The sequence below is a fragment of the Chryseobacterium formosum genome, assembly GCF_026460885.1.
In the GTDB taxonomy this organism is placed as follows: domain Bacteria; phylum Bacteroidota; class Bacteroidia; order Flavobacteriales; family Weeksellaceae; genus Chryseobacterium; species Chryseobacterium formosus.
The window spans coordinates 152,728-178,184 of sequence record NZ_JAOVZW010000018.1 but is presented as its reverse complement, the minus strand read 5'-3'; the positions used below and the strand labels follow the sequence as shown (position 1 = coordinate 178,184).

Genomic DNA, 25,457 nt, shown 5'->3' with positions numbered 1-25,457 from the left:
TACCTTGTAAGCACCTACAGCTGTGTGGAACAGGTAGACGAAACACTAATGCCTACGGATCCCGGAGTTGGTGGCGGAGGTGGTGGTGGCGGACCCGCAGGAAATGGTCCTGATGAATGTACTACAGTCGCCAATAATCCTGGGGAAGTCGGTATCATCGATGAAAACGGGTGTCATGTTGGTGGGGCTACACAGCCGAATGATCCTAACCAACAAGATGAAAGAACACCTTGTGAAATATTGAAAGAGAACTCGCTAGATCCTGCTATACAACCTAAATTAGATACGCTTAAGAAATATGTAGATCCTACGAATCCCAAAAAGCACAATCATGAAACAGGGATTACCATAACCAAAAGAGGTGAGGTTTTAAAATATAATGTTTTTGATAAACCGATTGATATCGGTGTAGCGGGTGCCGTAACGGTGGAAATAGTGCATCATACCTGGGATATTCTTGTAGCGCACAATCATTACGAAAATACTTTCCCGGTTCAGCAGTTTGGCGATATTCATGATTTGTATGTGGAATATAAAAAATTGGCTCCCCCAAGGAAAAACACGTATGTTGCTTACACCGTAAATTTTAATGGTACGGAATATGCGTTCAGGATGAATGATACCACGGCGTTGGATGCAATTTTTGCCGGTCTTAATCAGGGTACAACCTCTACAACAGATGAAGATAAAGTGGCTCGTGGGAAAATTTATAAAATTTTTGAAAGATACGAGTTTGATAAAAATAAAGATTATACTGAAGATGAAGCTCTAAAGCTATTAATGAAAGTTCTAAATGATTCAGAAATAGGAAGTGCAGATGGTGTTCATCTATACAGAAAAGATAAAACTAATAATAGATGGGGGAAACTCAAGTTGAAATCTAATGGAGAAGTAGATAAGGATGATTGTCCTTTATGAGTAAGAAAAAAATAATTAAATTTAATAATATGAAGATAATAAAATATATTTCACTAAGTATTATAACAGTAATATCTATATCGTGTAAAGGTCAAAATAATGTGATTGATCTTTTAGGAAGAGGTGATAGTGGGCCAATGAATATTAAAGATGGTAGTATTTATTTAAAAGATATTAGTAATATCTACATGCCATTTGTAGGGAGCTGGAAATGGTCATCAGGAAATCAAGAAATGATATTGGTTCTGACCAAACAGATTAAATATCATTATAATTCATACCCACAAAACTATTATGAAGATCGTTTAGTTGGGTATTATATTTATAAAGAGAATGGAGTTGTGATAGCTGATACTTCAAATGAGAATTTACTAACAGATAATGGTATAAGTGTATCATTTTATTCACATAAGGGTACATTAAAAGTTAGCACTGCAATGTTTATAGATGTGAAAAAAGAAAAGATGATTTCTGTAGATTTAGAAATGTTATCCCCAACCCAGATGAAGTTTAATGGTGAGATAGAGCAGCATAGCTCTTATGTGAATGGGAATAAGCAAAAGACTTTGTATAGCGGTTCTACTTTTCCTTTGGAAATGGTTTTTACAAAGCGGTAATGAATAGAATAGTTTTATTATTAACATTATTTTTTAGTTTGTCTTGTAAGGCGCAAACGAATATTATAAATATTCCGGAACGATGCAACCATCTTCCATTACAAACTGATAATGGAAGTCTTTATTTAAAAGACATTACCAATATTTATGCTCCTTATGTAGGCACATGGAAATGGTCGTCTGGAAATAAGGAGATGACTTTAGTTTTGCTAAAGCAAAATAAATATCACTATAATAACAACACTGATAATTATTATCAAGATCGTTTAGTAGGCTATTATATTTATAAGGAAAATGGAGTTGTGATAGCCGATACATCTGGAGATGATCTTCAAAGTGATTTTGGAATAAGTGTCTACTTTGGAATTTCTTGTAGTTCAAAAGTAAATACAGGAGTTTTTATAGATGTCAAAAAAGAAAAGATGATCTCTGTAGGATTAGAAATATTATCCCCAACCCAAATGAAATTTGATGGTGATATAGACCAGCATAGTTCATATATTAATGGTGATAAACAAAGGACTTTGTACAGTGGTTCTACTTTCCCCCTGAACATGGTTTTTACGAAGCAGTAAAATGAACGCCCTTTAAAATAGGGTGTTTTTTTGCCCTACTCGTACCGAAAGCTGATGGAGGCTACAAAGAGTTTTTGGTAACCTACAATTTTACTCCTCAGGAAAGAGAGAAAGTAAGAAACGGAGAGCCAGTAAATACTGACGGAAAACTACGATTACCGAATTGGCAAACGGAAGTTTTAATAGTGGTTGACAATTGGCAAAGATGACCTGCAATTGGAATGAGGAAATTATTTATGTGATCTGTAGTGACAATGTGCATAATGCCTCAAATGTAGCCAGTGGCCAAAATGAAAAGCAGATACGCCATCCGGTGTTTACACAATAATTACAGGAGGCTGCAATATGGAGGAACTTCCAGAAGTGATCGATTATCCTTGAGGTTCGGGAACGGGGGGCAATGGCAACACAGACCCTGGAACACCACCGGACTGTACAACGGTAGCCAATAATCCCAGTGAAGTTGGGATTACAAATTATGAAGATCGCTTAGTTGGGTACTACATTTATAACGAAAATGGTGTGATTAATTGCTCTAATATACTTCCGAAGAAAATTTAATGCGTATTATGAAATTAGTGTTTCATTTCACACTAATACATACTTCTATTTTTGTAGACTTTAAACCAAATAATAAAAACCGATTGTTATCAGTTTTTATTATTCTATTTGAGGGAAAATATTAATTTTGATTAAGAAATGTAACTAATTTTTTTAAATCCTCTTCCTTGTCAAGTTTAGTTTTATTTTCCTTAAAAAAAGAATTAAGCACCCCTTTCTTCTCAGGAAGGAGATCAATTACTTGCTTTTGATTTTTAGGTTTCTTGATCACTTTCCCATCCAGTACTATAAAATATGTAGGAGCAGTCGTGCTGAAAGAAGCAGGTTGATCTGTTCCATATGGCGTAGAGGCCGGTTGTATATCCTTAAAGCTCGTTTTTATTTTTTTATAAGCTGAAGCTGTTTTTCCATTCGCAATCTCATAATAATAACCTGTTGGCTCATCTTCAAGAGTTAAGTAAACTAAAGTCTGCTTAGGAGAAGTAATCTCGACTCTTTGAAAATTTGAGTCTTTTGGTAAAATCCTTATTTCAGAGCCGTCTTTAAATTCTATCTCATCTTTATAAGCATTATAACGAACAGCGGTATTCTGATAATTTTCAGCAATTTTAGCATCCTTAAAGGATTTCTCAGGGTAAGGTGATCCAGATATATCATCATAGCTCAATATTTTACCTGAAGCTCCACTAATACGATTGTCGAATGAAGCTCCTGCTAAAAGATCGTTTCTTGACAAAATGATATTGTTTTGAGAAAATGCATAAGATCCTATTAAAACAATAAGTGCAAAAAATATTTTTTTCATATTCTTAAGATTAATTACATTCAAAATTACGAAAAATAAAATACTTTTAATGTAGAATGTATATAATAAACAATAAAAATTGCTGTAAATTTGAAAACCAAAGTTCAAATTTATTACGTATATATATAAAACTGATGATTTTTGTTAATAAGAAATTAATATTTAAGAATTAATATTTGTGTAATTAGTTTTTTTTTAACATTTTTGCGAAAATTTTTAAAGATTAATAAATAAATCTATTCAATTATAAAGAAATGAAAAAAACATATTTTTTAATACTTTTAATTCCTTCTTTTTATTTTTCACAAACGGCTGAAGAAAGAAAAGAGATAGCTGCGAAATCTGATCAAATTGCAAATGCAATTTTGTTATCTGAAATTAAACAAGTAGAAAATGGAAGGAGGTCGAGAATTACAGATTATTTAATGCAGAATCCTAATTCTAAAAGGATTTTAAAAGATGATGATTTAGGGAAAGAAGAGATAAGAGATATTCTTTTAGATGGAACTCCTGTACTTATAAAGACATACAATGAGGGAGCAGCACTTACTGCAAGAGCAAATTCTTTATATAGCGGAGGTGCACTTGGAATAAATATTCAAGGTCAGGGAATGGTTGCTGGAGTTTGGGATGGAGGTCCTGTCAGAGATTCTCATCAAGAATTTATGGTAGATGGTTTTACTAAAGTTTCTGTCATGGATTTTACATCTTCAATGTCTAACCATGGAACACACGTTGCTGGTACTATAGCTGCAAAAGGTGTACTACCGGCAGCAAGGGGTCTTGCTTTTAATGCTTCAATTTTATCTTATGACTGGAATGATGACTTATCTGAAATGCTTGGTCAAGCTTCAACTGGATTATTAGTATCGAATCACTCTTATGGACCTAATTTAACAAATAATAGTCAATTATGGATGTTGGGAGCTTATGGAAGCGATGCAAGATTGCTCGACGGCCTTTGTTTTAATAACCCTTATTATCTTCCTGTTTTTGCTGCGGGTAATAGTAGAAATGATACAGCTGCGCCTTGGTCTACTCAAATTTCCAGCAAATTTGGTTATGATCTTATCGCAGGTGATGGTATTGCTAAAAATATTGTTACTGTAGCTGCGGTTAATCAGGTTACTGAATATACAGGAGCAGACAGTGTGGTAATGTCTTCATTTAGTAGTTGGGGGCCTAGTGATGACGGTAGAATTAAACCAGATATTTCCATGAAAGGGGTTAATGTTAGGTCTACTTTAAGTAGCTCTGATACAGCTACAGGGTTTATGTCTGGGACTTCAATGGCTTCTCCTGGTGTAACTGGTGTTCTTACGCTTTTGCAACAATATCATAATACATTATACAATAATTTCATGAGGGCTGCAACAACCAAGGGTTTGATTTTGCATACTGCGGATGAGGCTGGAGGAGCTGCCGGACCCGATTATGAATTTGGATGGGGTTTAATAAATGCTGATGCGGCAGCAAGAGTAATTAGAGATAAAAATTTACTTACTAATAGAAGTATTATTCAAGAATTAAATCTTAATAATTCAGCAACTTATACAAAGACTATTACAGCGAATGGTTCTAGGCCTTTAAAAGTGTCAATTTCGTGGACAGATCCTGCTTATCCTACAAATAATACTGGTACTGTAGATCCTGCTACAAAATACCTTGTTAATGATTTAGATATTAAAGTTACATCAGCATCAGGTACAGTGTATTATCCGTGGAAACTTCAAGGTATGTCTAACGCATTTGCAGCAGCTACAAATACGGGGACAAACGATGTAGACAATTTTGAAAGAATAGATATTCCTAATCCAAGTGGAACATATACAATTACAGTTACTCATAAGGGATCTCTTACGGGAGGTAATCAAAATTTCACGTTAATTGCAAGTTCGCAAAATTTAGTAACATTAGGAACTAAAGATGATGTATCTCTTGAAAATCAAATACAGATTGTACCTAATCCTGTTAAAGACATACTAAATATAAAAAATAATAATTTAGTTGAAGCGCAAGTTGTGATATTAGATTTAAGTGGTCGAGTAATTATGAAAAATGTAGTTACAAACGGCATGTTGAATGTGCAATCTTTAGTACCAGGTAATTACATGATGTTGTATAACGATAAGAAAAATAGACAGGTTAGTTTAAAATTTATTAAAGAATAAAAGAGTTTGATAATAAAACGTTTGCAAGTGTTAAATATTTTTAACATATTTGCAACAAAATAATATTAAAATTTGTTAATATGAATGTAAAATTAAAAGTGTTAAGTGTTGGCGCACTGTTTTTTTTAGGTGTTCAAAGTATCATGGCACAAGAAAGTCAAAAGAAAGATACTATTGGTACTGGGAATGTAAAGGATATTGAGGAAGTTGTTGTTGTTGGATATACATCTTCTACAAAGAGTAATGCTGTAACTTCGACTGCGAAGATTAGCAGCGAAACTCTTAATAACCGACCAAATGCAAACGTTCTTAATGTTGCTCAAGGCCAGCTTGCGGGTGTTAATGTTACAACAGGTACAGGTCAGCCGGGTGCTACGCCATCATTAACGATAAGAGGTAAAGGTTCTTTACTTGGGAATACAGAGCCTCTATATGTAATTGATGGTTTTCCAGGTACAAGTGAGAGTTTCCGTAATATCAATCCAAATGATATTGAAAGTATGGAAGTTCTTAAAGATGCTTCTGCGCTTTCACAATTTGGTAACAGAGGATCTAATGGTGTAGTGGTAATTAGAACTAAACGTGGTAAGTTTTCACAACCAATTACCTTTGGATATAGTACGCAATTTGGTGTTTCGACTCTACAGAAACATCGTTATAATTTGGCAAATGCTCAAGAGTTGCTTACTCTAGAAAAAAGATTAGGTAAAGGTGTAGGTTCTGGAATGACTGATGCCCAGATTGCAGCATACACTGTAGATACAGACTGGTTAGATTATTTCTTTCAGCCATCAGTATTGCAGTCACATGATGTTTCAATTTCTGCAGGATCCGAAAATCTTAATAATTTTACGAGTATCGGTTACTTAGATCAACAAGGACTATTGGCTACAACTGGAATGAAGAGATTTACATTGAGAAATAACTTAAATGGGAAATCTAAAAATAATAAATTTAATTATTCTGTTGGTACAGCATTGTCATTAACTAGGAATACTCAAGCTTCAAGTTTAAATACTGGAGGTGTTAATCAAAACTTAGTTCTTGGTGCAATGAAAGGTGCCCCACATCTTGATCCGAATACATATCAAAATGGGGAACAACTTTTTAATTTATATTTAGGTAATCAAACATTATTATACACTCCTTTATTCTTAATTGACAAAGAGAAAACTTATAAGTCATCAACAGACGAGGTGAGAGTTGATGTTACAACTGAGGCTTCTTATAAATTTCTTCCATCTTTAACTGGGCGTGTAAGAGCTAATATGACATTTAGAAACCTTAATGATAATGTTTGGCAGCATCCTAATGCTTTCAATTCATTTTTATTCGCTGCTACAGGACAGGAGTTTAGAGGTTTTGAAACTTTTGCTAACTCAAGAGTTTTTGCATTTAACAATTTGGCACAGTTAGAATATAACAAAACTTTTGGAGAGCATAGATTGAATGCAAGTGCTGCTTTCGAATTTAACAGTAATATGCTTCAAAGTTCTTCTTTAACTCAAAATGGTCTTAATCTACGTACTTGGGTTCCAGGAACGGGTACAGGTTTCATAAGAAGTACAAATGATCTTTATCTTCCTAATGTTTCTGCGGGACAATCTCGTCAACATTTATTCTCATATTTTGCGAATGCTGACTATAGTTATGCTGGGAAATATGGTTTAGTTGTTAATGCTAGACGCGATGCTTCAAGCCGTTTTGCTAGAGAAAATGCTTGGGGTACATTCTGGTCTGTTGGTGGTAGATGGAATATTAGCCGTGAAGCATTTATGCAAAATGTAAGCTGGGTAAACGATTTAAAACTTAGAGGGTCAATTGGTACACAAGGTAATGAAAGAGTCGTAGGAGGATTATTTGATGGTCTTAACCCGCCTAGATATTTGAATACTTTTGCACAAACAACAACGCCTGCATACGGAACTGCTTTAGGTTTAGGTATTTCTTTAGGATATCCTGACTTGAAATGGGAAGTTACTAGAAATACCAATATTGGTTTAGACTTTGAATTATTATCTAGAAGAGTAAGAGGTCAATTTGATGTTTATGAAAAAAAATCAATGGACATCTTTTATCCTTGGCCACAGAGTGCACTTTTGGGACAGCTTACTTTAAATAAAAATACTGAAATAGATATTGTTAACGCAGGTCTTGAATTGAATTTGGAGATAGATGTTCTTAAAAATACTGAGAAAAATTATACTTTAACTCTTAGAGGTAACGGAGCATTAAATAGAGAAAGAGTATATGATTTATACCAATCTCCTTTAATTGATGGTGGTTCGGTTCAAACATATTCTGCTAACGGTGGGCTGTGGCAAGCTCCATATGTTTACCACTATTTAGGTGTAAATCCTAATAATGGAAATTTACTTTTTGAAAGTGCAAATGGTTCTCCTACAGAAACTCCTACTGATGCAGATTTGAAACCTTTAAAATCTAACTTTAGAAACCCTAAATATGTAGGTGGTTTTGGATTTGATTTCGATTATAAAGGGATATTTGTAAATACAACATTTAACTATGTTGCGGGTCTTTACAGATATGATTATGATATGTCAGGATACTATAGTCCAGACGATGTAGGTCAGTTTAATGTTTCAAGAGATTTATTAAACGCTTGGACTCCTACAAATACAAATACTGATATTCCTTCAAATACAGCATCTAATAGAAGTTATGAGGTAAGATCTGATCGTTTCTTAGTAGATTCTTCTTACTTAAGACTAAGAAATCTTCAAGTAGGTTATAGATTACCACAAAGTATGATTGAAGGAACATTTGTTAAAAGTTTAACAATAATGGTTCAAGGAGAAAACTTATACACTTGGTCAAAATGGAGAGGCTTTGATGCTGAAAGTACTAGATCTGCAGATCAATATGGTTATCCAACACCTAAAATTTTCACTTTTGGTCTAGATGTTAAATTTTAATTACTTAATAAGATAAAACAATGAAAAATATTTTTAAACTTTCAATATTAACTCTGGGATTACTTGCTTCAAGTTCTTGTAATAATGATTTACTCGACACTTATTCACCTGGTGTTATTTATGAGGCAGACGGACTTACGTCAAGTGCAGATTTACAATTATTAATGAATTCTACTCTTAGTATATTAGTTACAAGATCAGAATCCGAATATGTTTCAATCTTTACAGACGAAGTCGGTATAGGATTTGCAAACGGTGGTCAAGGAATTACTGAAGAATACGTTTTTTTCCTAAACTCAGGTTCTGATTTTCCAGCTTCTATATGGGCTGAAACTTATTTAGCTATTTCTAGATTAAATAGAATTCTTGACGCAGCAGATAAGATTAAACCGAAAGACGCTACTGATGCTGCGCTTATTGATAATATTAGAGCTCAAGCTTTGACTTTGAGAGCTTATGGGCATCTTCGTATTTTGAGTTATTTCACAACTGATATGACAAGCAATACTGCTTTAGCAGGGATTATTGCTAATCGTTTGTATGAATATGATGTGAATGATTTTCCTAGGAATACTAATGGAGAATTCTACACGTTTATCCACAATGACCTTAATCGCGCAATTACGCTATTTCAATCTTCTAACTTAGCTTCGAATCCAAATTATGGGAATATTAATTTTGCGAGAGGACTAAAAGCTAGAGCATATGCGTATAAAGGTGATTATACTAACGCAGAATCTTGGGCAAATCAAGTAATTAATACAGCGGGATTGACTTTAGCAACAAAGGCTCAGTATAGAACAATTTTTTGGACCGATGCTGTTGTTCCTGAAGTATTATTCAGAGTTCAAAGAAATAACCAACAAAATGCTCAAGCTACCAATCTTCACAATGCTTGGTTTTCTGTAAGACCTTCAGCCGCTGGTTCTCCTTACTACGAAGTTAGTAGAGCATTACACAATAAACTGAATCCTAATAATAATACGGATGCCAATAACTTTGGTACTTTAATTCCTGATGTAAGAGCTAATCTTATCATTGGTCCTGACTCAAGTATAGATCCTAACTATTCATCTGCAGCAGATTATAGAAATTCCGATAAATTGATTATTAACAAGCACGGAGGAAGGTTAAATATTTCAGCTAATACAGCAGCAAGTACGACAGCTAATACATTTAATAATTCATTTAAAGTAATGAGGATGTCTGAAATGTATACAATTGTGGCAGAAGCTAGAGCAAATGCTTCAGATTTTGTAGGTGTACGTACTGCAATTAAAGCTATTAGAGATGCTAGGTATGGAGCTTCTACTACTGTTACAGCACCAACTACTCCTACTGCTGCTTGGAAGATGATTTTAGATGAGAAAAGATTAGAATTTGCTTTTGAAGGATACAGATTTTTAGATCTTAAGAGATTAGGAACAAAGGCTAATGCTGGTATTGACAGAGATCCTGCAGATTACAGCTCTTTGACTTCTAACTATCCTGGTGGAAATCCTCAAAATTTACCATTAACAAGTTATAAATGGACATTGCCAATTCCTACAATCGAAACAAACGTAAACAGTCTGATTGTACAAAATCCTGGTTATTAATTTTTAAATCATTACAAAAATGAAAAATATATCTAAATTTATTTATTTATTTATCGTATTACTGAGTCTTGGGGCTTGTAAAGATGGGACTGAAAACTCAATATATGATGGGGAATCTACAGCTTTCTTTATAGATCAATTTGCTGTAGCTAAAGGTCCTGCTGTTGGGTATAGAGATTTTGATATTAGAGTAGGAACTATGAGTCCGCTTGGGTCTGCAGCTACCTTTAGTATTTCTAGACTTAGTGGAAATGCAATTGCAGGTACAGATTATGTCATTTTAAATAATGGCTCTGTAGAAATTCCTGCTGGTAGTAATTCTGGAGTAATCAAAATTAGAGTCTATGGAGCAGGTTTGTCTTCTACAGTAGCTAAAACTTTAGTTTTTGATTTAGTTTCTCCAACCGTACCTAAAGCTAATTATAATAACACAATTAGTCTATCATTGATTTTTGGATGTGATTCTGCCTTAGCTGGCACTTATGCTTATTCTACAACAAATTTCTTTACTCCTGATACTGGAGTAGTTGTTACAACACCTGTGACAGGAAATGTCACTTTAGGGCAGTCTTCTGATGGTGTTTATACAATTACCGATGCCAGTTTTGGCGGTTACAGAGTGTTATATGGTGGAACTACTATTGCATCAGGTGTTAGACTACAGGATCTTTGTGGTAAACTATCTTTCTTAGGAACAAACCAATATGGAGATTCATTTTCTATTTCAAATGTTGTAGTAAATGGGGATAAATTAACCTTCAGATGGTCAACATCATATGGTGAGTATGGTACTACTACACTTACAAAAACTGGTGGCAACTGGCCAGCTCTTAATTAATAATCTTCTTATTAAGATAATCTTAACCCCGTCTCAAGACGGGGTTTTTTATTGCCTTTTATTTCTTATTTTTGCTGTACAAAAAATTTACATGAAATACCTTTTCCTCATCATATTTTTCTTTGCTTCATTTATTAAAGCTCAGGTTATCGTTAATAAAACTGACTCTAATATGTTGGAGAAAAAATTAAAAGATACCTTAATAGTAGATTCGGGAACGAAAGATTCATTGAAGATATTTAAGCCTACCATTAATGATTATCAATATCAAACTCAATATTCTGAAAAGAAGATTTTTGATACAGCGATGACATTTAACAAAACTTATATTTTTTCACAATATAATAACAGAGATAATTTTGGAAGAGTACAGTTTGCAAATATTGGAGCAGGATTCAATCCTCTATCTTATGAGACGAATGCTGAACAGAATCTGTCTTTATTACCAACAAATAAATCGTATGGAATTTTAGGGGTTAATGATATAAAATATTACGATGTAAAAACACCAACTGCAACATTTATTTATCATACAGCGATGAAAAATGGTGCGGCGTTGCAGTCAACATACACTCAAAATATTGGTAAAAGATTCAATTTTGCTTTGGATTATATGGGACTTCGTTCTCAGGGTTTTTATAGGAATTCTTTGGCGGCAAATAATAACACTTTATTTTCGGGACATTACACTTCAAAAAGCGGTAATTATGAATTGTTTGCACATTATCTTAATCAAAATGTAAACAATCAGGAAAATGGCGGAATTATAAACGATGATCTTTTCCAATCCGGAGAAAGTGAATTTCGAAATAGAGATCGAGCTCAGGTGAATTTAACATCATCCAGTTCACAGTATTCTTTTAGAAGATATTATTTAAGTCATCAATTTACACCTTTCGATGCTGAAAAATTTCCTTTTAGAATTCGGCACACACTTTCTAATCAAGGCAACAAATATTATTATAATCAAGACAACTTAGAACCATATTGGTATTCTACAGCGGCAGAAATTGTTAATGGATTTCCTTTAGCCACAAAAAAATATTCAAATAACTTTAGTAATACTTTGAGTTTGGTTTTCGATAATGAGCGTTTCAAGTTAGATGCTGGTTTAAGATATCAAATGTTGAAATTTGGAGTTAATCAGATTACATTGCCGAATCTTGAAATCCCAGCTGAACTTAAAGAAAGTAGACTTGGAGCTGTCGGGAATATTCAGATCAAACTTTTTGATAAATTTCAAGTTAATTCATTCTTAGAAATTTCAAAAGGAAGTCAGTTTGGTGATTATTTAAAAACTACGAACAATATCAAATTTGAGCCTATCAAAGATTACTTTGTGAATGCGAAGGTAAATTTCCAAAGTGCTTATCCTTCGTTTAATTATCTTGCCAATTCTTCTGTTTACAATAATTACAATTATTTCCTTTCAGATGCAAAAAATCAATCAGTAACAGAAATTGGAGGTAGTTTAAATTTGAAGTGGTTCAAGACAGAACTATTTGCTAACTATTTCAGAATCGATAATTACACCTATTTTGATGCGGCTGCAATGCCGAAACAAAGCGCAAATTCTCTGAATATTTCTCAAATCGGAGGTGATGCAACATTTAGTTATGGAAAATTCCATTTAAATACAAGATTGCAATTTCAGAATGCTTTGACTAATAAAGAACTGTTACCAATGCCTTCTTTTATTGGAAGAGCCAATTTATTCTTTCAGTCTAAGGCATTCAAAAATTCAGCAGAAATTCAGGCTGGTTTAAAAGTGTATTATTTCTCAAAATTTGCAACGAGAGAATATTTCCCAATTCTTAACGAATATATTTTACCAAGCGCAGATTCATTCTCCATCGGAGGACAGCCGATTGCCGATCTTTATTTTAATATGAAAGTGAAAAGAATGTTTTTCTTCATTGAAGGTCAGCAAATCGGAACGCTCATTTCACACAATAAAGCATACGCATTTCCACATTATCCGGTCTATGATTTTAGATTAAACATCGGAATTGTATGGTATCTGTTCAACTAAAATTTTATCAGGTTGAAAACAATAAATAAAATAGCTTTCAGCGAAATCGAAAGTATTCCACAATTGGTAAAAGATTTCCTGAATCATGATATAGAAGGATTTGAAGCGCAGACTTTTTCATTGGAAAATTTTGCTCAGCAAATTAATTTAAAACAAAACTCTTTCACTTCAGAGAAAAGAGAAACTCTTTCTGAAACAATTAAATCTCAACTTTCAGATTTTAAAATTTCTTCTAATCAAATAGAAAATTTAGAAAATTTAAAACTAAAAAACACGTTTACGATTACAACCGGGCATCAGTTGAATCTGTTTTCCGGACCTGTTTTTTTTGTATATAAAATTCTTCAGACGATTAAAACTTGTTCGTTTCTAAAGCAAAATTTTCCTGATTTTAATTTTGTTCCGATTTATTGGATGGCTTCTGAAGATCATGATTTTGCAGAAATTAATCATTTTAAAACGGATAATAATTATTACGAAATCAATGAAAAGTCAGGAAGTGCAGTTGGGAAAATTCAAATCAACGATACATTTTTCATTTCTGAATTTGAGAAAGAATTTAAAGATTCTATTTTCGGAACCGAATTGATTTTAATGCTGAAAGAAGCTTACAAAGTTGGCAATACTTTAACGAAAGCGATTCAGACTTTGGTTAACAGATTGTTTTCAGATTTTGGTTTGTTGATTTTAGATGGAGATTCTAAAGTTTTAAAAATTCAAATTAAAGATGTTTTTAGAGATGAGCTTGAAAATTTTAATTTAAATAAAAATTCAAAAGATAAAGTTGATTTTCTGACGGAAAAATATGGTAAAGTTCAGGTAAATCCTCGTGAAATAAACCTTTTCTATCTTTCTGAAACTCGTGACAGAATAGATTTTGATGGTGAAAAATATATAGTTGTTGACACAAATATTCAGTTTACAAAAGAAGAAATTCTAAATGAGCTTGAAAATTTTCCTGAAAAATTTAGTCCAAATGCATTAATGAGACCTGTTTATCAGGAAACTGTTTTGCCAAATCTCGCTTACATTGGTGGAAATGCTGAAATTATGTATTGGCTTGAATTGAAAGATTATTTTACTAAATTAAATTTACCGTTCCCAATTTTAATTCCTAGAAATTCAATGTTGTTTTTAAAGGAAAAAACTTTAGGAAAAATCAATAAACTGGATTTAAAAATAGATGATTTCTTCCAGAATTTTACTAAAATTACCAATGAGAAGATTTTAGATAACAATGAAATCCTTAATTTGCTTGACGAAAAAGAAAATCTTCTGACGAAACAGTTTTCAGAATTGAAAAATATTGCGGAAACTACAGAACAATCTTTTGGAAATTTAGTGAAAGCAGAAGAAACAAGGCAGTTGAAATCTTTTGGAAGAATGAAGAAAAGACTTCTTCGGGCTGAAAAAATCAAGCAAAGTGAATTATTGGAGCGTTTGGAAAATTTATTTTTAGATGTACATCCTTCGAAAACATGGCAGGAAAGAATTTATAATTTCTCTGTCTTTTTTGCGGATTTTGGATATTCATGGATAGAATTTTGTTTGGAAGAAATGGTGGTTGATGATTCAAAACTAATAATTGTTGCCATTTAATTTTAAAGAAGTATTTTTGTAAATTATAATATCGAAAATGATTAAGAGGTTTTTTATACTATCTGGTTTGTGTATGTTTTTGGGTTTAACGGCTCAGAAGACACACACTGTTGTAAAAGGTGACACTCCTTATAATATTTCTAAGAAATACGGAATTTCTGTAGATGAATTGTTGAAGTTGAATCCTAAAGTGAAAGACGGAAAACTTACATTAGGAGATGTTGTTAACGTAAAATCGGGAGGTGCTGTAAATACTGCTGCAAAAACCCCTGTTACAAACACATCTGCTAAAACCGGAAAAATTATTCTTCAGCCTAAACAAACAGTTTACGGTATTACGAAACAATACAGAATTTCTGAAACTGATTTAAGAAAACTAAATCCTGATTTGGATTCTCACTTAAAAATTGGTGATGAAATTACTTTGCCTTTTGACAGTATCAAAAAATATGGTGGAAGCCAAGCTGTAGCTACTACAGTTACAAAACCTGTTGAAACTGTTGCAGAAACCACTTCTACGAATAATAATAAAACCAAAATAGATTCTGGAAACGAAAGGTCTTCTTCCAACTCTCATTCTAATCAGGATGAATACGCAACTTATGTTGTGGAGCAAGGAGATACTGTTTTTTCAATTGTTAACAAATTCGGAATTTCGATTGATGAGTTAGTTGCTTTAAACCCTGATTTATCAAAAGGATTGAAAGGCGGTATGATTTTAAAAATCAGAAAGCTTGACGCAGCATATATCAAAAAGAATGGCGACGCTTTAAGTGTTGTTTTGATGCTTCCTTTCGGATATAGCACAAACGAAACTCAATATCGTGCTATGGCGACAGATTTTCTTACGGGAGCTAAACTAGCAATCGAAAGAAATGCTTCGGGCGGACAAAAATTAGATATAAAAATCGTTGATTCTGGTAATGAAGCTTCATTTAAAAGCTCTTTATCTCAAATCAATCCTAACAATACCGATTTAATTATCGGACCTTTCTTTAAATCAAACGTAATTGATCTTTTAGATTTTACAAAAACTCAGAAAATTCCTGTGGTTGCTCCATTTGCAAACTCTCCGGAATTATATAACTACAGCAATTTAATTATCGTTGAAACTAATGAGCATACTTATGCAGATAAAATTGCAGAAGAAGTAAAATCTGTTTATTCTGATCAGAAAATTTACATTGTTGCAGACGCTAAAAAAGAAAATGCAAACTATCTGAAGTCTAGTCTTGAGAAGAATGTAAAAAATGCTCAGATTACGATTGTAAATTCGGCTTCAGACATTCAGTTGGATCAAAATATGATGACGGGACAATCTGCTCCGGTTATTGCAATTTTGGCGAGTGATAATGATGCGGTAGGTGAAGCTTTTTCTAATAAAGTAATTGCTTTATCCAAAGAAGTTCAAGGCGTAAAAGCATTCAGTATGTACGCTGCTCCAAGCTTTGATAAGAAAGTTGATGAGTTGAGCCAAGCAAGTTTGGTTTATTTGATGGATAGAAAAATCAATGCTGACGGAAATTTTGAAAAAGAAATTTTAGCTGCTTACAAAGCTAAGTATTGCAAAACTCCTGGAAAATATGCGGTAATTGGTTTTGATGTTGTGAACGATATGTTGACGAGAGAAAACAAAAAAGGAGAAATCTTTAAGCAAATCAATAAAGTGCAGACTCAATTGGCTACTAAATTTGAATTTGTAAAATCTAAGGCAAACGGAGCTTATGTAAATACTGGTTTCCGTGTGATCAGATTGGTTCCGTAATTTTAGGAACTTTATAATTAAACTATATATTTGTATTAATTTTTAAATAAATAAATGAAAGCACTTGTATTTCCTGGGCAGGGATCACAGTTTGTAGGTATGGGAAAAGAATTATACGATTCCCGTAAAGACATTAAAGATTTGATGGAATCTGCCAATGAAATTTTAGGTTTTGACATTCTATCCATTATGTTTAGTGGTGCAGATGAAGATCTTAAGAAAACGGAGGTTACTCAACCTTCAATATTCATACATTCTGTTGCTGCGTTAAAAGCAGTAAACGGTCTTGGAGCTGAAATGGTTGCAGGACACTCTTTAGGAGAATTTTCAGCATTGGTTGCAAACGGGGTTTTATCTTTTGATGACGGCTTGAAATTGGTTTCTGAAAGAGCAAAAGCGATGCAGGCTGCTTGTGATGCAAATCCTAGTTCTATGGCTGCAATTTTAGGATTGGATGATGCTAAAGTGGAAGAAATCTGCGCATCGATCAGCGGAATCGTAGTTCCTGCCAATTACAACTGTCCCGGACAATTGGTAATTTCAGGAGAAACTGTTGCTGTAGAAGAAGCATGTGCAAAATTAAAAGAAGCCGGAGCAAAACGAGCATTGTTATTACCGGTAAACGGAGCTTTCCATTCACCTTTAATGCAACCTGCACAAGAAAGATTGGCTGCTGCAATTGAAAATACGAAGTTTAGAAAAGCTACAATTCCTGTTTATCAGAATATTACCACAACTTCGGTTACAGATCCTGATCAGATTAAAGCAAATCTAATTGCTCAATTAACAGGTCCTGTAAAATGGACGCAATCTGTACAAAATATGATTAAAGATGGCGCAACTCACTTTGTAGAAGTTGGTCCTGGAAAAACACTTCAAGGTTTAATTAAGAAAATTGATGGCGAAGTAACTTCTGCTTCTGCAATCTAATTACAATAAAATGGGCGAAATTTATTCACCGGGAAAGCTGATGCTTACTTCAGAATATTTCGCTGTAGACGGAGCTCTTGTCTTAGCTGTACCCACAAAGCTAGGACAGGAGTTTTTTTTTGAAGAAAAGCCAGACGGAAAATCAGTTGTTTTCTGGGAAGCTTATCATCAGAATAAATTATGGTTAAAGGCTGTTATAGATTATAAAAACTGGCAGATTTTAGAAACCAATATTACTTCAAGCGCAGAGTTTATTCTTAAAACTCTCAAAAACGTTCAGAATCTTTCTGAAATTAAATTTAAAAATACCGATTCTTATTATTTAAAAACAAACCTTCAGTTTCCTGCTGATTACGGTTTGGGAAGCAGTTCAACTTTAATGAACAATTTAGCGGAATGGGCTCAAATTAATCCTTTTCATTTAAATTCAATAAGTTTGGGAGGGAGCGGATATGATATTGCCGTTGCTCATGCTAAGTCTGCAGTGTTATTCCAAAACAAACCTGAAATTCATTTTGAAAAGGTAAATTTTAATCCGAAATTTAAGAATGAACTGATTTTCATTCACTTAAATCAAAAGCAAGACAGCCGGGAAGGAATCAATCTTTATAAGTCTAAAATAAAGTCTCAAAAATTGGTCGACGAATTTTCTAATCTCACAAGAAATATTTTATTGTGTGATGAATTAGATAAATTTTCTGATTTAATTATGTTACATGAACAACGAATTTCTGATTTTATTGAAATTCCTACAGTTAAATCAATTTATTTTGCAGATTGTGCAAAATTTGTCAAAAGTTTGGGCGCTTGGGGCGGAGATTTTGTAATGAGTGCAAAATTTGAGGGCTTTGAAGACTATTTTTGGGGCAAAGGTTTTACCACTATTTACGAATGGGATGATTTAATAAATTGTTAATCAATTAGTTAAAAGGTCTATTTTTTATTTGTCATTTTCACTTATATGTTTATATTTATCGAAGTTTAACAATTAGTTAATATTACTGCTGTTAAACCAACAAAAAGAAACAGAAAATATAAGTAAAATGAAAAACGCTAAAATCGTCCAAGATTTACAAAAATTAGGGATTAAAGGAGATTACGAATTAATTTATAATCCTTCTTACGAAGAATTATATCAAGCGGAAATGTCACCTGAAAATCAGGGTTTTGAGAAAGCTGAATTAACAGAATCTGGTGCAGTATCTGTAAAAACAGGAATTTTCACAGGTCGCTCACCTAAAGACAGGTATATTGTAGAGGATGATGTTACAAAAAATACTATTTTCTGGGATGGTAAGGTAAATTTACCTACAACACCCGAAATTTTCGAATCTTGTAAAGATTTAGTTTTAAATCAACTTTCTGATGCCAAAAAAATCTATGTTGTCGATACATTTTGCGGTACCAATGATGATACAAGACTTAAAGTAAGATTTATCGTAGAAGTTGCGTGGCAAGCGCACTTCGTTACAAATATGTTCATTCGTCCATCTCATTTCGATTTAGAAAATTATGGAGAGCCGGATTTCACAGTAATTAATGGTTCAAAAACTACAAATCCAAACTGGGAAGAGCAGGAATTAAATTCTGAAAACTTCGTGATGTTCAACCTTACTGAAAAACTTCAGATTATCGGCGGAACTTGGTACGGTGGAGAAATGAAAAAAGGAATGTTTGCGATGATGAATTATTACCTTCCGTTAAAAGGAATGGCATCAATGCACTGTTCTGCAAACGTTGGTGAAGAAGGAGATGTAGCGTTATTCTTCGGACTTTCAGGAACAGGAAAAACTACTTTGTCTGCAGATCCTAAAAGATATTTAATTGGTGACGACGAGCACGGTTGGGATAACAACGGAGTTTTCAATTACGAAGGCGGGTGTTATGCTAAGGTAATCGACTTGTCAGCAGAAAAAGAACCGGATATTTTCAGAGCGATTAAAAGAGATGCACTTCTTGAAAACGTTGTGGTAAACGATGGAATCGCTGATTACACAGATGGTTCAATCACTGAAAACACAAGAGTTTCTTATCCGATTTATCATATTAACAAAATCGTTTTGCCTTCAAAAGCAGGTCACGCAAGCAAGATTGTTTATCTTTCTGCAGATGCGTTTGGAGTTTTGCCTCCAGTTTCTATTTTAGATGAAAACCAGGCTCAATATCATTTCCTTTGTGGCTATACTTCAAAATTAGCAGGAACTGAAAGAGGAATTACAGAACCAGAACCATCTTTTTCTCCTGCATTTGGTGAAGCATTTTTAACATTACACCCGACAATGTATTCTAAAACATTAATCGGAAAAATGAAAGAACACGGTGCTAAAGCTTACTTGGTAAACACAGGTTGGAACGGTACTGGAAAAAGAATTTCATTAAAAGATACAAGAGCAATTATTGATTCAATCATTGACGGATCAATTGAAAATGCTGAGAAAACCATAATTCCAATTATGAATCTTGAAGTTCCTACTTCATTGCCAAATGTTTCTGAAGGCATTTTAGATCCAAGAAATACTTACAATAACGTTGCAGAATGGGAAGAAAAAGCAAAAGATCTTGCTGCAAAATATATCAAAAACTTCGAGCAGTACTGCGGTAATGACGAAGCCAAAAAGCTGATTGCTTCTGGTCCTCAATTACAGGAACAGACCATTTAGAAATAGTGAAGAGCCTCATCAATTGATGAGGCTTTTTTATTTTAAAGAAAAATCTGCATAATCAGTTTGATTTACGTAAATATAATTCACACATGATCTTTAAAAACTGTGAAATCTGCGGGAAATTTATTTCAAACTCAAAATTCCCAATCGGTATCCGTCCATTCCAAAACCAGACAAAACTGCATCCGTACAAGCTGCAGTTACAGATTTTTGCCTAAATTCTTCTCTTTTGTAAATATTACTGATGTGAACTTCCACTTTTTGTTTTTGAATATTCTTTAAACAATCTGCAATCGCATAAGAGTAATGCGTAAAAGCTCCTGGATTAACTATAAGTGCATCAAAATCATCTTCCTGAAGTCTGTTAATGATTTCACCTTCAATATTTGATTGGTAATAATTTATTTCATGCGAATAAAATTCAGATTTTAGTTTTTCCAGATAATCTTCCATGGAAATATTTCCATAGATTTCCGGCTCTCTTGTTCCCAAAAGATTGAGATTGGGACCATTTACAATTAAAACTTTCATAGGATAAATTTAAATAATTTAAATGAAAAGGCAATTGTAAGCTTTCAAACTTTGTCCTACAAAAAATCACAAACATCCAATTCTAACAACAAAACTGACTTTCATCATAAATGACTACTCAACTCAATTTTCTACACTATATTTGTGGTAAAGATTTGATACTTGAAGTTTCTCTTATCCTTTTTCATTGTTTTTACCATTGCAATCCGTCCGGTTTTGCCATTGGTCAATTATGCTGTCAATTATGATTACATCGTGAAAAATCTTTGTGAGAACAGAAAAGTAATTGAGTCTGACTGTAAAGGAAAATGTTACGTCAGTAAAGAATTGTCAAAAACCGAAAAGCAATCCAATAACTCACAAAATATAAAAATTGCGGGCCTAGATGCTTTTCTGTCTCATGAAATTCTTTCTTTTTCAAATCAGTCACAATCAGAGATTCAATTAAAAAATCCCGATTCTGATTACGTTGATTCTCATACTTCAGAATATTTCTTCAGAATATTCCATCCTCCTTTATCCTAAACTTTATTTAAACTAAATTTCTAGTTGTGTTTAATCTATAAACTATCGAAGATTAAAAGGTGTAAGTTTTATGCTTAAAAATCTATCCGATTTCCTTAAAGAAACTTAAAACTTAACTGATCTTAATGGTTCAAATTTCAGCCAATCAACATTAAATTTAGTTTAAAAATCCACTTAATTTTATTCAATTCAAGTATTAATTTCAATTTAAATAAAATGAAATCAAAGATTTTATTAACAGCATTTTTGTCTGTTTCATTACTTTCCTGTGCGCAGGAACCCCTAAAAGTAAAGCACAAAACAAAAAATACAGCTTCGAAGTCAAATGTGAAAACAGTAAAGTTTGCCAATGCTGTTGACCCCATTTGCGATATGAAAACAGAACCTGATATGAAGCATACCGCAGTCTACAAAAATAAAACGTACGGTTTTTGCAGTAGCTACTGTAAGGATGAGTTTAATAAAAATCCTGAGAAGTATGCCCAAAAATAAGAAGCAAAGCAATACGAAAAGCAAAATCATTGTTCCAATTGTTGTGATTGCTTTATTGTTTGTGGGAATTGGAGTTGGCATAAGCTATTTTAAAAGCAGTCTTTATACGGTGATGAAAGTTCCGGATTTTGAACTGACGGATCAGAATAATAAAGTGGTGACAAATAAAGATATGCTGGGAAAAGTTTATTTGGTTGAGTTTTTCTTCAGCAAATGTCCAACGATTTGTCCGGTGATGAATACCAACATGAGAGCGATTGAAGACGAGATCAATAATCCTGATTTTGGAATTATCTCCATCAGTATCGATCCTGAAAATGATACTCCTGAACTTTTGAAAAATCATGCTCAAAGAATAGGAGTAAAATCGCCAAACTGGCATTTTTTGACTGGTGACCGAACTTATATCGGAAATTTGGCTGATCAGTTTGATATTTATGTAGGAGATAAAGAAGATGAAAGCGAAAACCTCAATCACAGCGGAATGATTGCTTTAGTAGACCAAGACGGAAACATCAGATGCAGGTACAACAAAGAAAATATGCCGATTCTCTATTATTCAGGATTGAATTATGAAGATGCCGAAGGAAAAATCCCTAAATTGAATGGGAAATTCCATCCTGACCGGGAAATTTTAATTGAGGATATCAAGAAATTATTGAAATAAGGCAGGAAGTTTGAAGCTAGATACTGGAAGTAATATTACACCGAGAAAAGACATCCATCTTCCATCACCCCGCTTCCAGCTCAAATAAAAAATAAATGTTAAACCATATAAACAAAAAGTTATGAAGATTTTTAAAATCGCTGCACTAAGTGCAGTTTTTGCGGCGCAGTTTGCGTTTGCACAGTTTAAGCAAACGCCTTTACCGTACGCATACAATGCATTGGAAGGTAATATTGATGCACAGACTATGGAAATTCACTATTCAAAACACGCAGCTGCGTACGTTGCGAATTTGAATAAAGCAATTGCCGGAACTCCACAGGAAAAGCAAACATTGTTTGAAATTCTTTCAAAAGCAGGAACTTTGCCAATGGCGGTAAGAAATAACGCGGGTGGACATTACAACCACGAATTATTCTGGACGGTTTTGACTCCTCAAAAAGATACAAAGCCTTCAGCAAAATTAACAAAAGCCATTACGGATGCTTTCGGAAGCATGGATGCTTTCAAAGAGAAAATGGCTAAAGCAGGAGCAGAGCGTTTCGGTTCTGGTTGGGCTTGGCTTTCTGTAGATAAAAGTGGGAAATTATTTGTTTCTTCAACACCAAATCAGGATAATCCTCTGATGGATGTTGTAGAAGAAAAAGGAACTCCAATCTTCGGAATCGACGTTTGGGAGCACGCTTACTACCTGAAATATCAGAATAAAAGAGCGGATTACTTAACTGCCATCTGGAACGTGACCAACTGGAAAGAAATCAGCAGAAGATATGACGAAGCGTTAAGCAAAAAATAGTCTTTGAATTTAATTTGCAGCATATTTCTCACCTTTTTTACGGTATTCAGGCCTCTGATTCCGTTGGTGGAGTATGCTGTAAATTATCAATACATCAGTGAAGAACTCTGCGTCAATAAGAAAAATGTTGACCTTCATTGTAACGGTAAATGTTATCTGACCAAAGAATTGTCAAAAACCAACGATATCGATTCTTTACCACTTTCAAAAGATAAAAATTCCATTCAAAAAGTACTGGATTTTTACATTCCTACAGAAATTTTCAAAACCTCAATCGGGAACAGTTTCTCATTCCCAAACCTGAATTTCACTTACCAAAAAGGTTACACCTTCCTCTTTCTGAAAAACATTTTCAGACCACCGATTTTTTAGTTGTACATACCAATTTTTTGGGCGATTCCCTCTCCAACGCTAAACCCTTAGCTCGGGTCGGGCTGTCCGCTCATATCTTTTTGTCTATGAAATGAGTCTATAAAAACAACGATTCAGATAAGACAAAAAGGATAACCGCTACCATCCCTATCGCGGGATACAGCATTAAATCAACATTTCAACTAAAAAATCAACAATGAACATCAATAAATTTTTATCATTATTCTTTACTGTTCTTACTTTTCTAACCTTCACATCTTGCCGTAACAATGATGAAGACGATTCCTCACCGGAAACAAAAGGAAAACTTCAGCTCAAATTTGAAAACGGGTTCAATAATCTCGGGAATATTGTGCTCAATCAAACGACTCAAACATCTTCAAGCGGACAAAAACATAAGTTTTCAACCTTAAAATATGTCATCAGCAACGTCAGTTTGATTGACGAAAACGGAAATGAATTCAAATACAACGAAAATAATCCCGACAAAGGTGCTTTTATCATCAATCAGGAGAAAGCCGTTGCCGGAATTGTTTATGTAGACTTAGATGAAATCCCTAAAGGCAATTACAAAAAAATAAAATTCGGATTAGGGATAAGTCAGAATGCTTATTTACTTGGACAAAACGGACAGGCAGAGTTTTGGGAAAAGGCCAAGAAAGAAAGCCTTACTTGGTTTTGGGCTGCCGGATATATTTTCGTAAAACTCGAAGGAAAATACGGAACGAGTTCTGCCAACACTGAATTTATGAATCACACCGGCAACATGGGAAATGTAACCGCCAACAATACTCCTGATCTGTACCGTGAAGTGACTTTGGATCTTCCAACAACCGCAAGAGTTTCGGCAACTGTAAAACCTTCGATTCATATTCTGGCAGATTTCAACCAATATTTAAGTGGAGAAACTGCTTTAAGTCTTTCAACGACCAATAATATGGCGATGGGATCCAATCAGCATTTGGTGAATGTGACCAATAATTTAACGAAAATGTTTAAAGTAGATCACGTTCATAATGACTAAGCTTATTTTAAAAACAGGATTATTGATCATTGCTTTTCTAAATTTCATTTCCTGTTCTGATGAGGTAATTCAGCCTCTAGAAAAAGATGAAGCAGTTCAACTTCAGTTTCCGTCTTATTTTCCGGAAATGACTTTTGATCAAAATGAAAATCCAGTGACGAAAAATGGAGTAGAGTTGGGAAGAAAATTATTTTATGAAGGCAGACTTTCAAGGAATAATACGATTTCATGTGGTTTCTGCCACATTCAGGAACATGCATTTACCCATCATAGTCACACGGTAAGTCATGGAATTGACGACAGAATCGGAATTAGAAATGTGCCGGCTATTCAAAATATGGCTTTTCTGAAACGCTATATGTGGGACGGCGTGATTCATAATTTAAACCAACAGCCAATCATTCCAATTACAGATGCAAACGAAATGGATAGTTCAATGCCTGAAGTAATCGCAAAACTTAGTAAAGAAGGTATTTATAAAAAATTGTTTAAGCAGGCTTACGGTGACGAAAGTATTACTGGAGAACGAGTGTTGAAAGCACTGTCGCAGTTTATGGCCACTTTAATTTCAGCGGATTCCAAATATGATCAGTTTAGGCAGGGGAAATTAAATTTATCTTCTGAAGAATCTCAGGGAATGGTTTTGTTTCAGCAGAAATGTTCTTCGTGTCATAGCGGAGAATTGTTTACCGATGAAAGTTTCAGGAACACGGGAATGTATTACAATACCCAGTTTAAAGATGCGGGACGACATCGTGTAACGCTGGATCAAAATGACTGGATGAAATTCCGTGTTCCAAGCTTAAGAAATGTGGAATACACTGCACCATACATGCATGATGGAAGATTTTACACGTTGGATGCGGTACTTAATTTTTATTCAGACAATGTTGAGGATAATCCCAATCTCGATCCGCAATTGAAACAAAATAATCATGTCGGAATCACTATGAATACTCAGGAAAAACAATTCATTATTGCCTTTCTCAAGACTTTGTCCGACAAAAGTTTTATTTCTAATCCCAAGTTTGCGGAATAAATT

Annotated in this window: 22 protein-coding genes; 20 read left to right on the top strand and 2 right to left on the bottom strand. The window is 33.8% G+C overall.

Features of this window, described 5'->3' with window-relative positions; genetic code table 11:
• From OF897_RS15385 to OF897_RS15375, 3 genes are all read left to right on the top strand, one after another.
• Nucleotides 1-918: hypothetical protein (locus OF897_RS15385; protein WP_267266560.1), on the top strand; the 918-nt coding region annotated here is incomplete at its 5' end.
• A gap of 29 nt (nt 919-947) precedes the next feature.
• Nucleotides 948-1,535 carry a DUF6705 family protein gene (locus OF897_RS15380; RefSeq protein WP_267266559.1) on the top strand — a complete coding sequence of 196 codons (588 nt, stop codon included), beginning with the start codon at nt 948-950 and terminating at the stop codon, nt 1,533-1,535.
• Nucleotides 1,535-2,110 (top strand): DUF6705 family protein, encoded by a 576-nt coding sequence (locus OF897_RS15375; protein WP_267266558.1) that lies wholly within the window; start codon nt 1,535-1,537, stop codon nt 2,108-2,110. The genes OF897_RS15380 and OF897_RS15375 overlap by 1 nt, the downstream gene beginning before the upstream one ends.
• Before the next feature lie 682 nt (nt 2,111-2,792).
• Here OF897_RS15375 and OF897_RS15370 read toward each other — a convergent pair.
• Nucleotides 2,793-3,476, bottom strand: a complete 684-nt coding sequence (locus OF897_RS15370; RefSeq protein ID WP_267266557.1) for a hypothetical protein — start codon at nt 3,474-3,476, stop codon at nt 2,793-2,795.
• A 254-nt stretch (nt 3,477-3,730) separates the two neighbouring features.
• On the opposite strand from OF897_RS15370, the gene OF897_RS15365 reads away from it, so the two are divergent.
• The 10 genes from OF897_RS15365 to pckA all read left to right on the top strand — a co-directional run bounded on the left by OF897_RS15365 (nt 3,731) and on the right by pckA (nt 20,005).
• Nucleotides 3,731-5,647, top strand: a complete 1,917-nt coding sequence (locus OF897_RS15365; protein ID WP_267266556.1) for a S8 family serine peptidase — start codon at nt 3,731-3,733, stop codon at nt 5,645-5,647.
• An 80-nt stretch (nt 5,648-5,727) separates the two neighbouring features.
• Complete coding sequence (locus tag OF897_RS15360) at nt 5,728-8,583, top strand: SusC/RagA family TonB-linked outer membrane protein (protein ID WP_267266555.1); 2,856 nt, start codon at nt 5,728-5,730, stop codon at nt 8,581-8,583.
• Between the two features lie 20 nt (nt 8,584-8,603).
• Nucleotides 8,604-10,181: a RagB/SusD family nutrient uptake outer membrane protein gene (locus OF897_RS15355; RefSeq protein WP_267266554.1), complete on the top strand. Its 1,578-nt coding sequence runs from the start codon at nt 8,604-8,606 to the stop codon at nt 10,179-10,181.
• A 19-nt stretch (nt 10,182-10,200) separates the two neighbouring features.
• Nucleotides 10,201-11,019: a hypothetical protein gene (locus tag OF897_RS15350; RefSeq protein WP_267266553.1), complete on the top strand. Its 819-nt coding sequence runs from the start codon at nt 10,201-10,203 to the stop codon at nt 11,017-11,019.
• 91 nt (nt 11,020-11,110) lie between these two features.
• Nucleotides 11,111-13,051: a putative porin gene (locus OF897_RS15345; protein WP_267266552.1), complete on the top strand. Its 1,941-nt coding sequence runs from the start codon at nt 11,111-11,113 to the stop codon at nt 13,049-13,051.
• A gap of 12 nt (nt 13,052-13,063) precedes the next feature.
• Entirely contained in the window at nt 13,064-14,650 is a 1,587-nt protein-coding gene (gene bshC, locus OF897_RS15340; RefSeq protein ID WP_267266551.1) for a bacillithiol biosynthesis cysteine-adding enzyme BshC, read from the top strand.
• A gap of 37 nt (nt 14,651-14,687) precedes the next feature.
• On the top strand, nt 14,688-16,415 hold the full coding sequence (locus tag OF897_RS15335; protein ID WP_267266550.1) for an amino acid ABC transporter substrate-binding protein: 1,728 nt from the start codon (nt 14,688-14,690) through the stop codon (nt 16,413-16,415).
• A gap of 54 nt (nt 16,416-16,469) precedes the next feature.
• Nucleotides 16,470-17,345, top strand: a complete 876-nt coding sequence (fabD, locus tag OF897_RS15330; RefSeq protein ID WP_267266549.1) for an ACP S-malonyltransferase — start codon at nt 16,470-16,472, stop codon at nt 17,343-17,345.
• A 10-nt stretch (nt 17,346-17,355) separates the two neighbouring features.
• On the top strand, nt 17,356-18,261 hold the full coding sequence (locus tag OF897_RS15325) for a GYDIA family GHMP kinase (protein ID WP_267266548.1): 906 nt from the start codon (nt 17,356-17,358) through the stop codon (nt 18,259-18,261).
• 127 nt (nt 18,262-18,388) lie between these two features.
• Nucleotides 18,389-20,005 carry a phosphoenolpyruvate carboxykinase (ATP) gene (gene pckA / locus OF897_RS15320; protein WP_267266547.1) on the top strand — a complete coding sequence of 539 codons (1,617 nt, stop codon included), beginning with the start codon at nt 18,389-18,391 and terminating at the stop codon, nt 20,003-20,005.
• Nucleotides 20,006-20,131: 126 nt separating this feature from the next.
• Here the strand turns inward: pckA and OF897_RS15315 are convergent, their stop codons facing one another.
• Complete coding sequence (locus OF897_RS15315) at nt 20,132-20,539, bottom strand: type II 3-dehydroquinate dehydratase (RefSeq protein WP_267266546.1); 408 nt, start codon at nt 20,537-20,539, stop codon at nt 20,132-20,134.
• Nucleotides 20,540-20,701: 162 nt separating this feature from the next.
• On the opposite strand from OF897_RS15315, the gene OF897_RS15310 reads away from it, so the two are divergent.
• The 7 genes from OF897_RS15310 to OF897_RS15280 all read left to right on the top strand — a co-directional run bounded on the left by OF897_RS15310 (nt 20,702) and on the right by OF897_RS15280 (nt 25,454).
• Nucleotides 20,702-21,064: a hypothetical protein gene (locus tag OF897_RS15310; RefSeq protein ID WP_267266545.1), complete on the top strand. Its 363-nt coding sequence runs from the start codon at nt 20,702-20,704 to the stop codon at nt 21,062-21,064.
• A gap of 216 nt (nt 21,065-21,280) precedes the next feature.
• On the top strand, nt 21,281-21,556 hold the full coding sequence (locus OF897_RS15305; RefSeq protein ID WP_267266544.1) for a YHS domain-containing protein: 276 nt from the start codon (nt 21,281-21,283) through the stop codon (nt 21,554-21,556).
• A complete protein-coding gene (locus OF897_RS15300) occupies nt 21,543-22,223 on the top strand; it encodes an SCO family protein (protein ID WP_267266543.1) in 681 nt (226 codons plus the stop codon). The genes OF897_RS15305 and OF897_RS15300 overlap by 14 nt, the downstream gene beginning before the upstream one ends.
• Nucleotides 22,224-22,344: 121 nt before the next feature.
• Complete coding sequence (locus tag OF897_RS15295; protein WP_267266542.1) at nt 22,345-23,019, top strand: superoxide dismutase; 675 nt, start codon at nt 22,345-22,347, stop codon at nt 23,017-23,019.
• 3 nt (nt 23,020-23,022) lie between these two features.
• Entirely contained in the window at nt 23,023-23,391 is a 369-nt protein-coding gene (locus tag OF897_RS15290) for a hypothetical protein (RefSeq protein WP_267266541.1), read from the top strand.
• Nucleotides 23,392-23,587: 196 nt separating this feature from the next.
• Nucleotides 23,588-24,415 (top strand): MbnP family protein, encoded by an 828-nt coding sequence (locus OF897_RS15285; protein ID WP_267266540.1) that lies wholly within the window; start codon nt 23,588-23,590, stop codon nt 24,413-24,415.
• Nucleotides 24,408-25,454, top strand: a complete 1,047-nt coding sequence (locus OF897_RS15280) for a cytochrome-c peroxidase (RefSeq protein ID WP_267266539.1) — start codon at nt 24,408-24,410, stop codon at nt 25,452-25,454. Before OF897_RS15285 ends, OF897_RS15280 begins: the two co-directional genes overlap by 8 nt.
• Nucleotides 25,455-25,457 lie beyond the last annotated feature (3 nt).

What these genes read in the sequence shown, in the direction of transcription:
- OF897_RS15380 (WP_267266559.1), top strand. Translation starts at nt 948, where the DNA reads ATGAAGATAATAAAATATATTTCACTAAGTATTATAACAGTAATATCT.
- OF897_RS15375 (WP_267266558.1), top strand. Translation starts at nt 1,535, where the DNA reads ATGAATAGAATAGTTTTATTATTAACATTATTTTTTAGTTTGTCTTGT.
- OF897_RS15370 (WP_267266557.1), bottom strand. Translation starts at nt 3,476, where the DNA reads ATGAAAAAAATATTTTTTGCACTTATTGTTTTAATAGGATCTTATGCA.
- OF897_RS15365 (WP_267266556.1), top strand. Translation starts at nt 3,731, where the DNA reads ATGAAAAAAACATATTTTTTAATACTTTTAATTCCTTCTTTTTATTTT.
- OF897_RS15360 (WP_267266555.1), top strand. Translation starts at nt 5,728, where the DNA reads ATGAATGTAAAATTAAAAGTGTTAAGTGTTGGCGCACTGTTTTTTTTA.
- OF897_RS15355 (WP_267266554.1), top strand. Translation starts at nt 8,604, where the DNA reads ATGAAAAATATTTTTAAACTTTCAATATTAACTCTGGGATTACTTGCT.
- OF897_RS15350 (WP_267266553.1), top strand. Translation starts at nt 10,201, where the DNA reads ATGAAAAATATATCTAAATTTATTTATTTATTTATCGTATTACTGAGT.
- OF897_RS15345 (WP_267266552.1), top strand. Translation starts at nt 11,111, where the DNA reads ATGAAATACCTTTTCCTCATCATATTTTTCTTTGCTTCATTTATTAAA.
- OF897_RS15335 (WP_267266550.1), top strand. Translation starts at nt 14,688, where the DNA reads ATGATTAAGAGGTTTTTTATACTATCTGGTTTGTGTATGTTTTTGGGT.
- fabD (WP_267266549.1), top strand. Translation starts at nt 16,470, where the DNA reads ATGAAAGCACTTGTATTTCCTGGGCAGGGATCACAGTTTGTAGGTATG.
- OF897_RS15325 (WP_267266548.1), top strand. Translation starts at nt 17,356, where the DNA reads ATGGGCGAAATTTATTCACCGGGAAAGCTGATGCTTACTTCAGAATAT.
- pckA (WP_267266547.1), top strand. Translation starts at nt 18,389, where the DNA reads ATGAAAAACGCTAAAATCGTCCAAGATTTACAAAAATTAGGGATTAAA.
- OF897_RS15315 (WP_267266546.1), bottom strand. Translation starts at nt 20,539, where the DNA reads ATGAAAGTTTTAATTGTAAATGGTCCCAATCTCAATCTTTTGGGAACA.
- OF897_RS15305 (WP_267266544.1), top strand. Translation starts at nt 21,281, where the DNA reads ATGAAATCAAAGATTTTATTAACAGCATTTTTGTCTGTTTCATTACTT.
- OF897_RS15300 (WP_267266543.1), top strand. Translation starts at nt 21,543, where the DNA reads ATGCCCAAAAATAAGAAGCAAAGCAATACGAAAAGCAAAATCATTGTT.
- OF897_RS15295 (WP_267266542.1), top strand. Translation starts at nt 22,345, where the DNA reads ATGAAGATTTTTAAAATCGCTGCACTAAGTGCAGTTTTTGCGGCGCAG.
- OF897_RS15285 (WP_267266540.1), top strand. Translation starts at nt 23,588, where the DNA reads ATGAACATCAATAAATTTTTATCATTATTCTTTACTGTTCTTACTTTT.
- OF897_RS15280 (WP_267266539.1), top strand. Translation starts at nt 24,408, where the DNA reads ATGACTAAGCTTATTTTAAAAACAGGATTATTGATCATTGCTTTTCTA.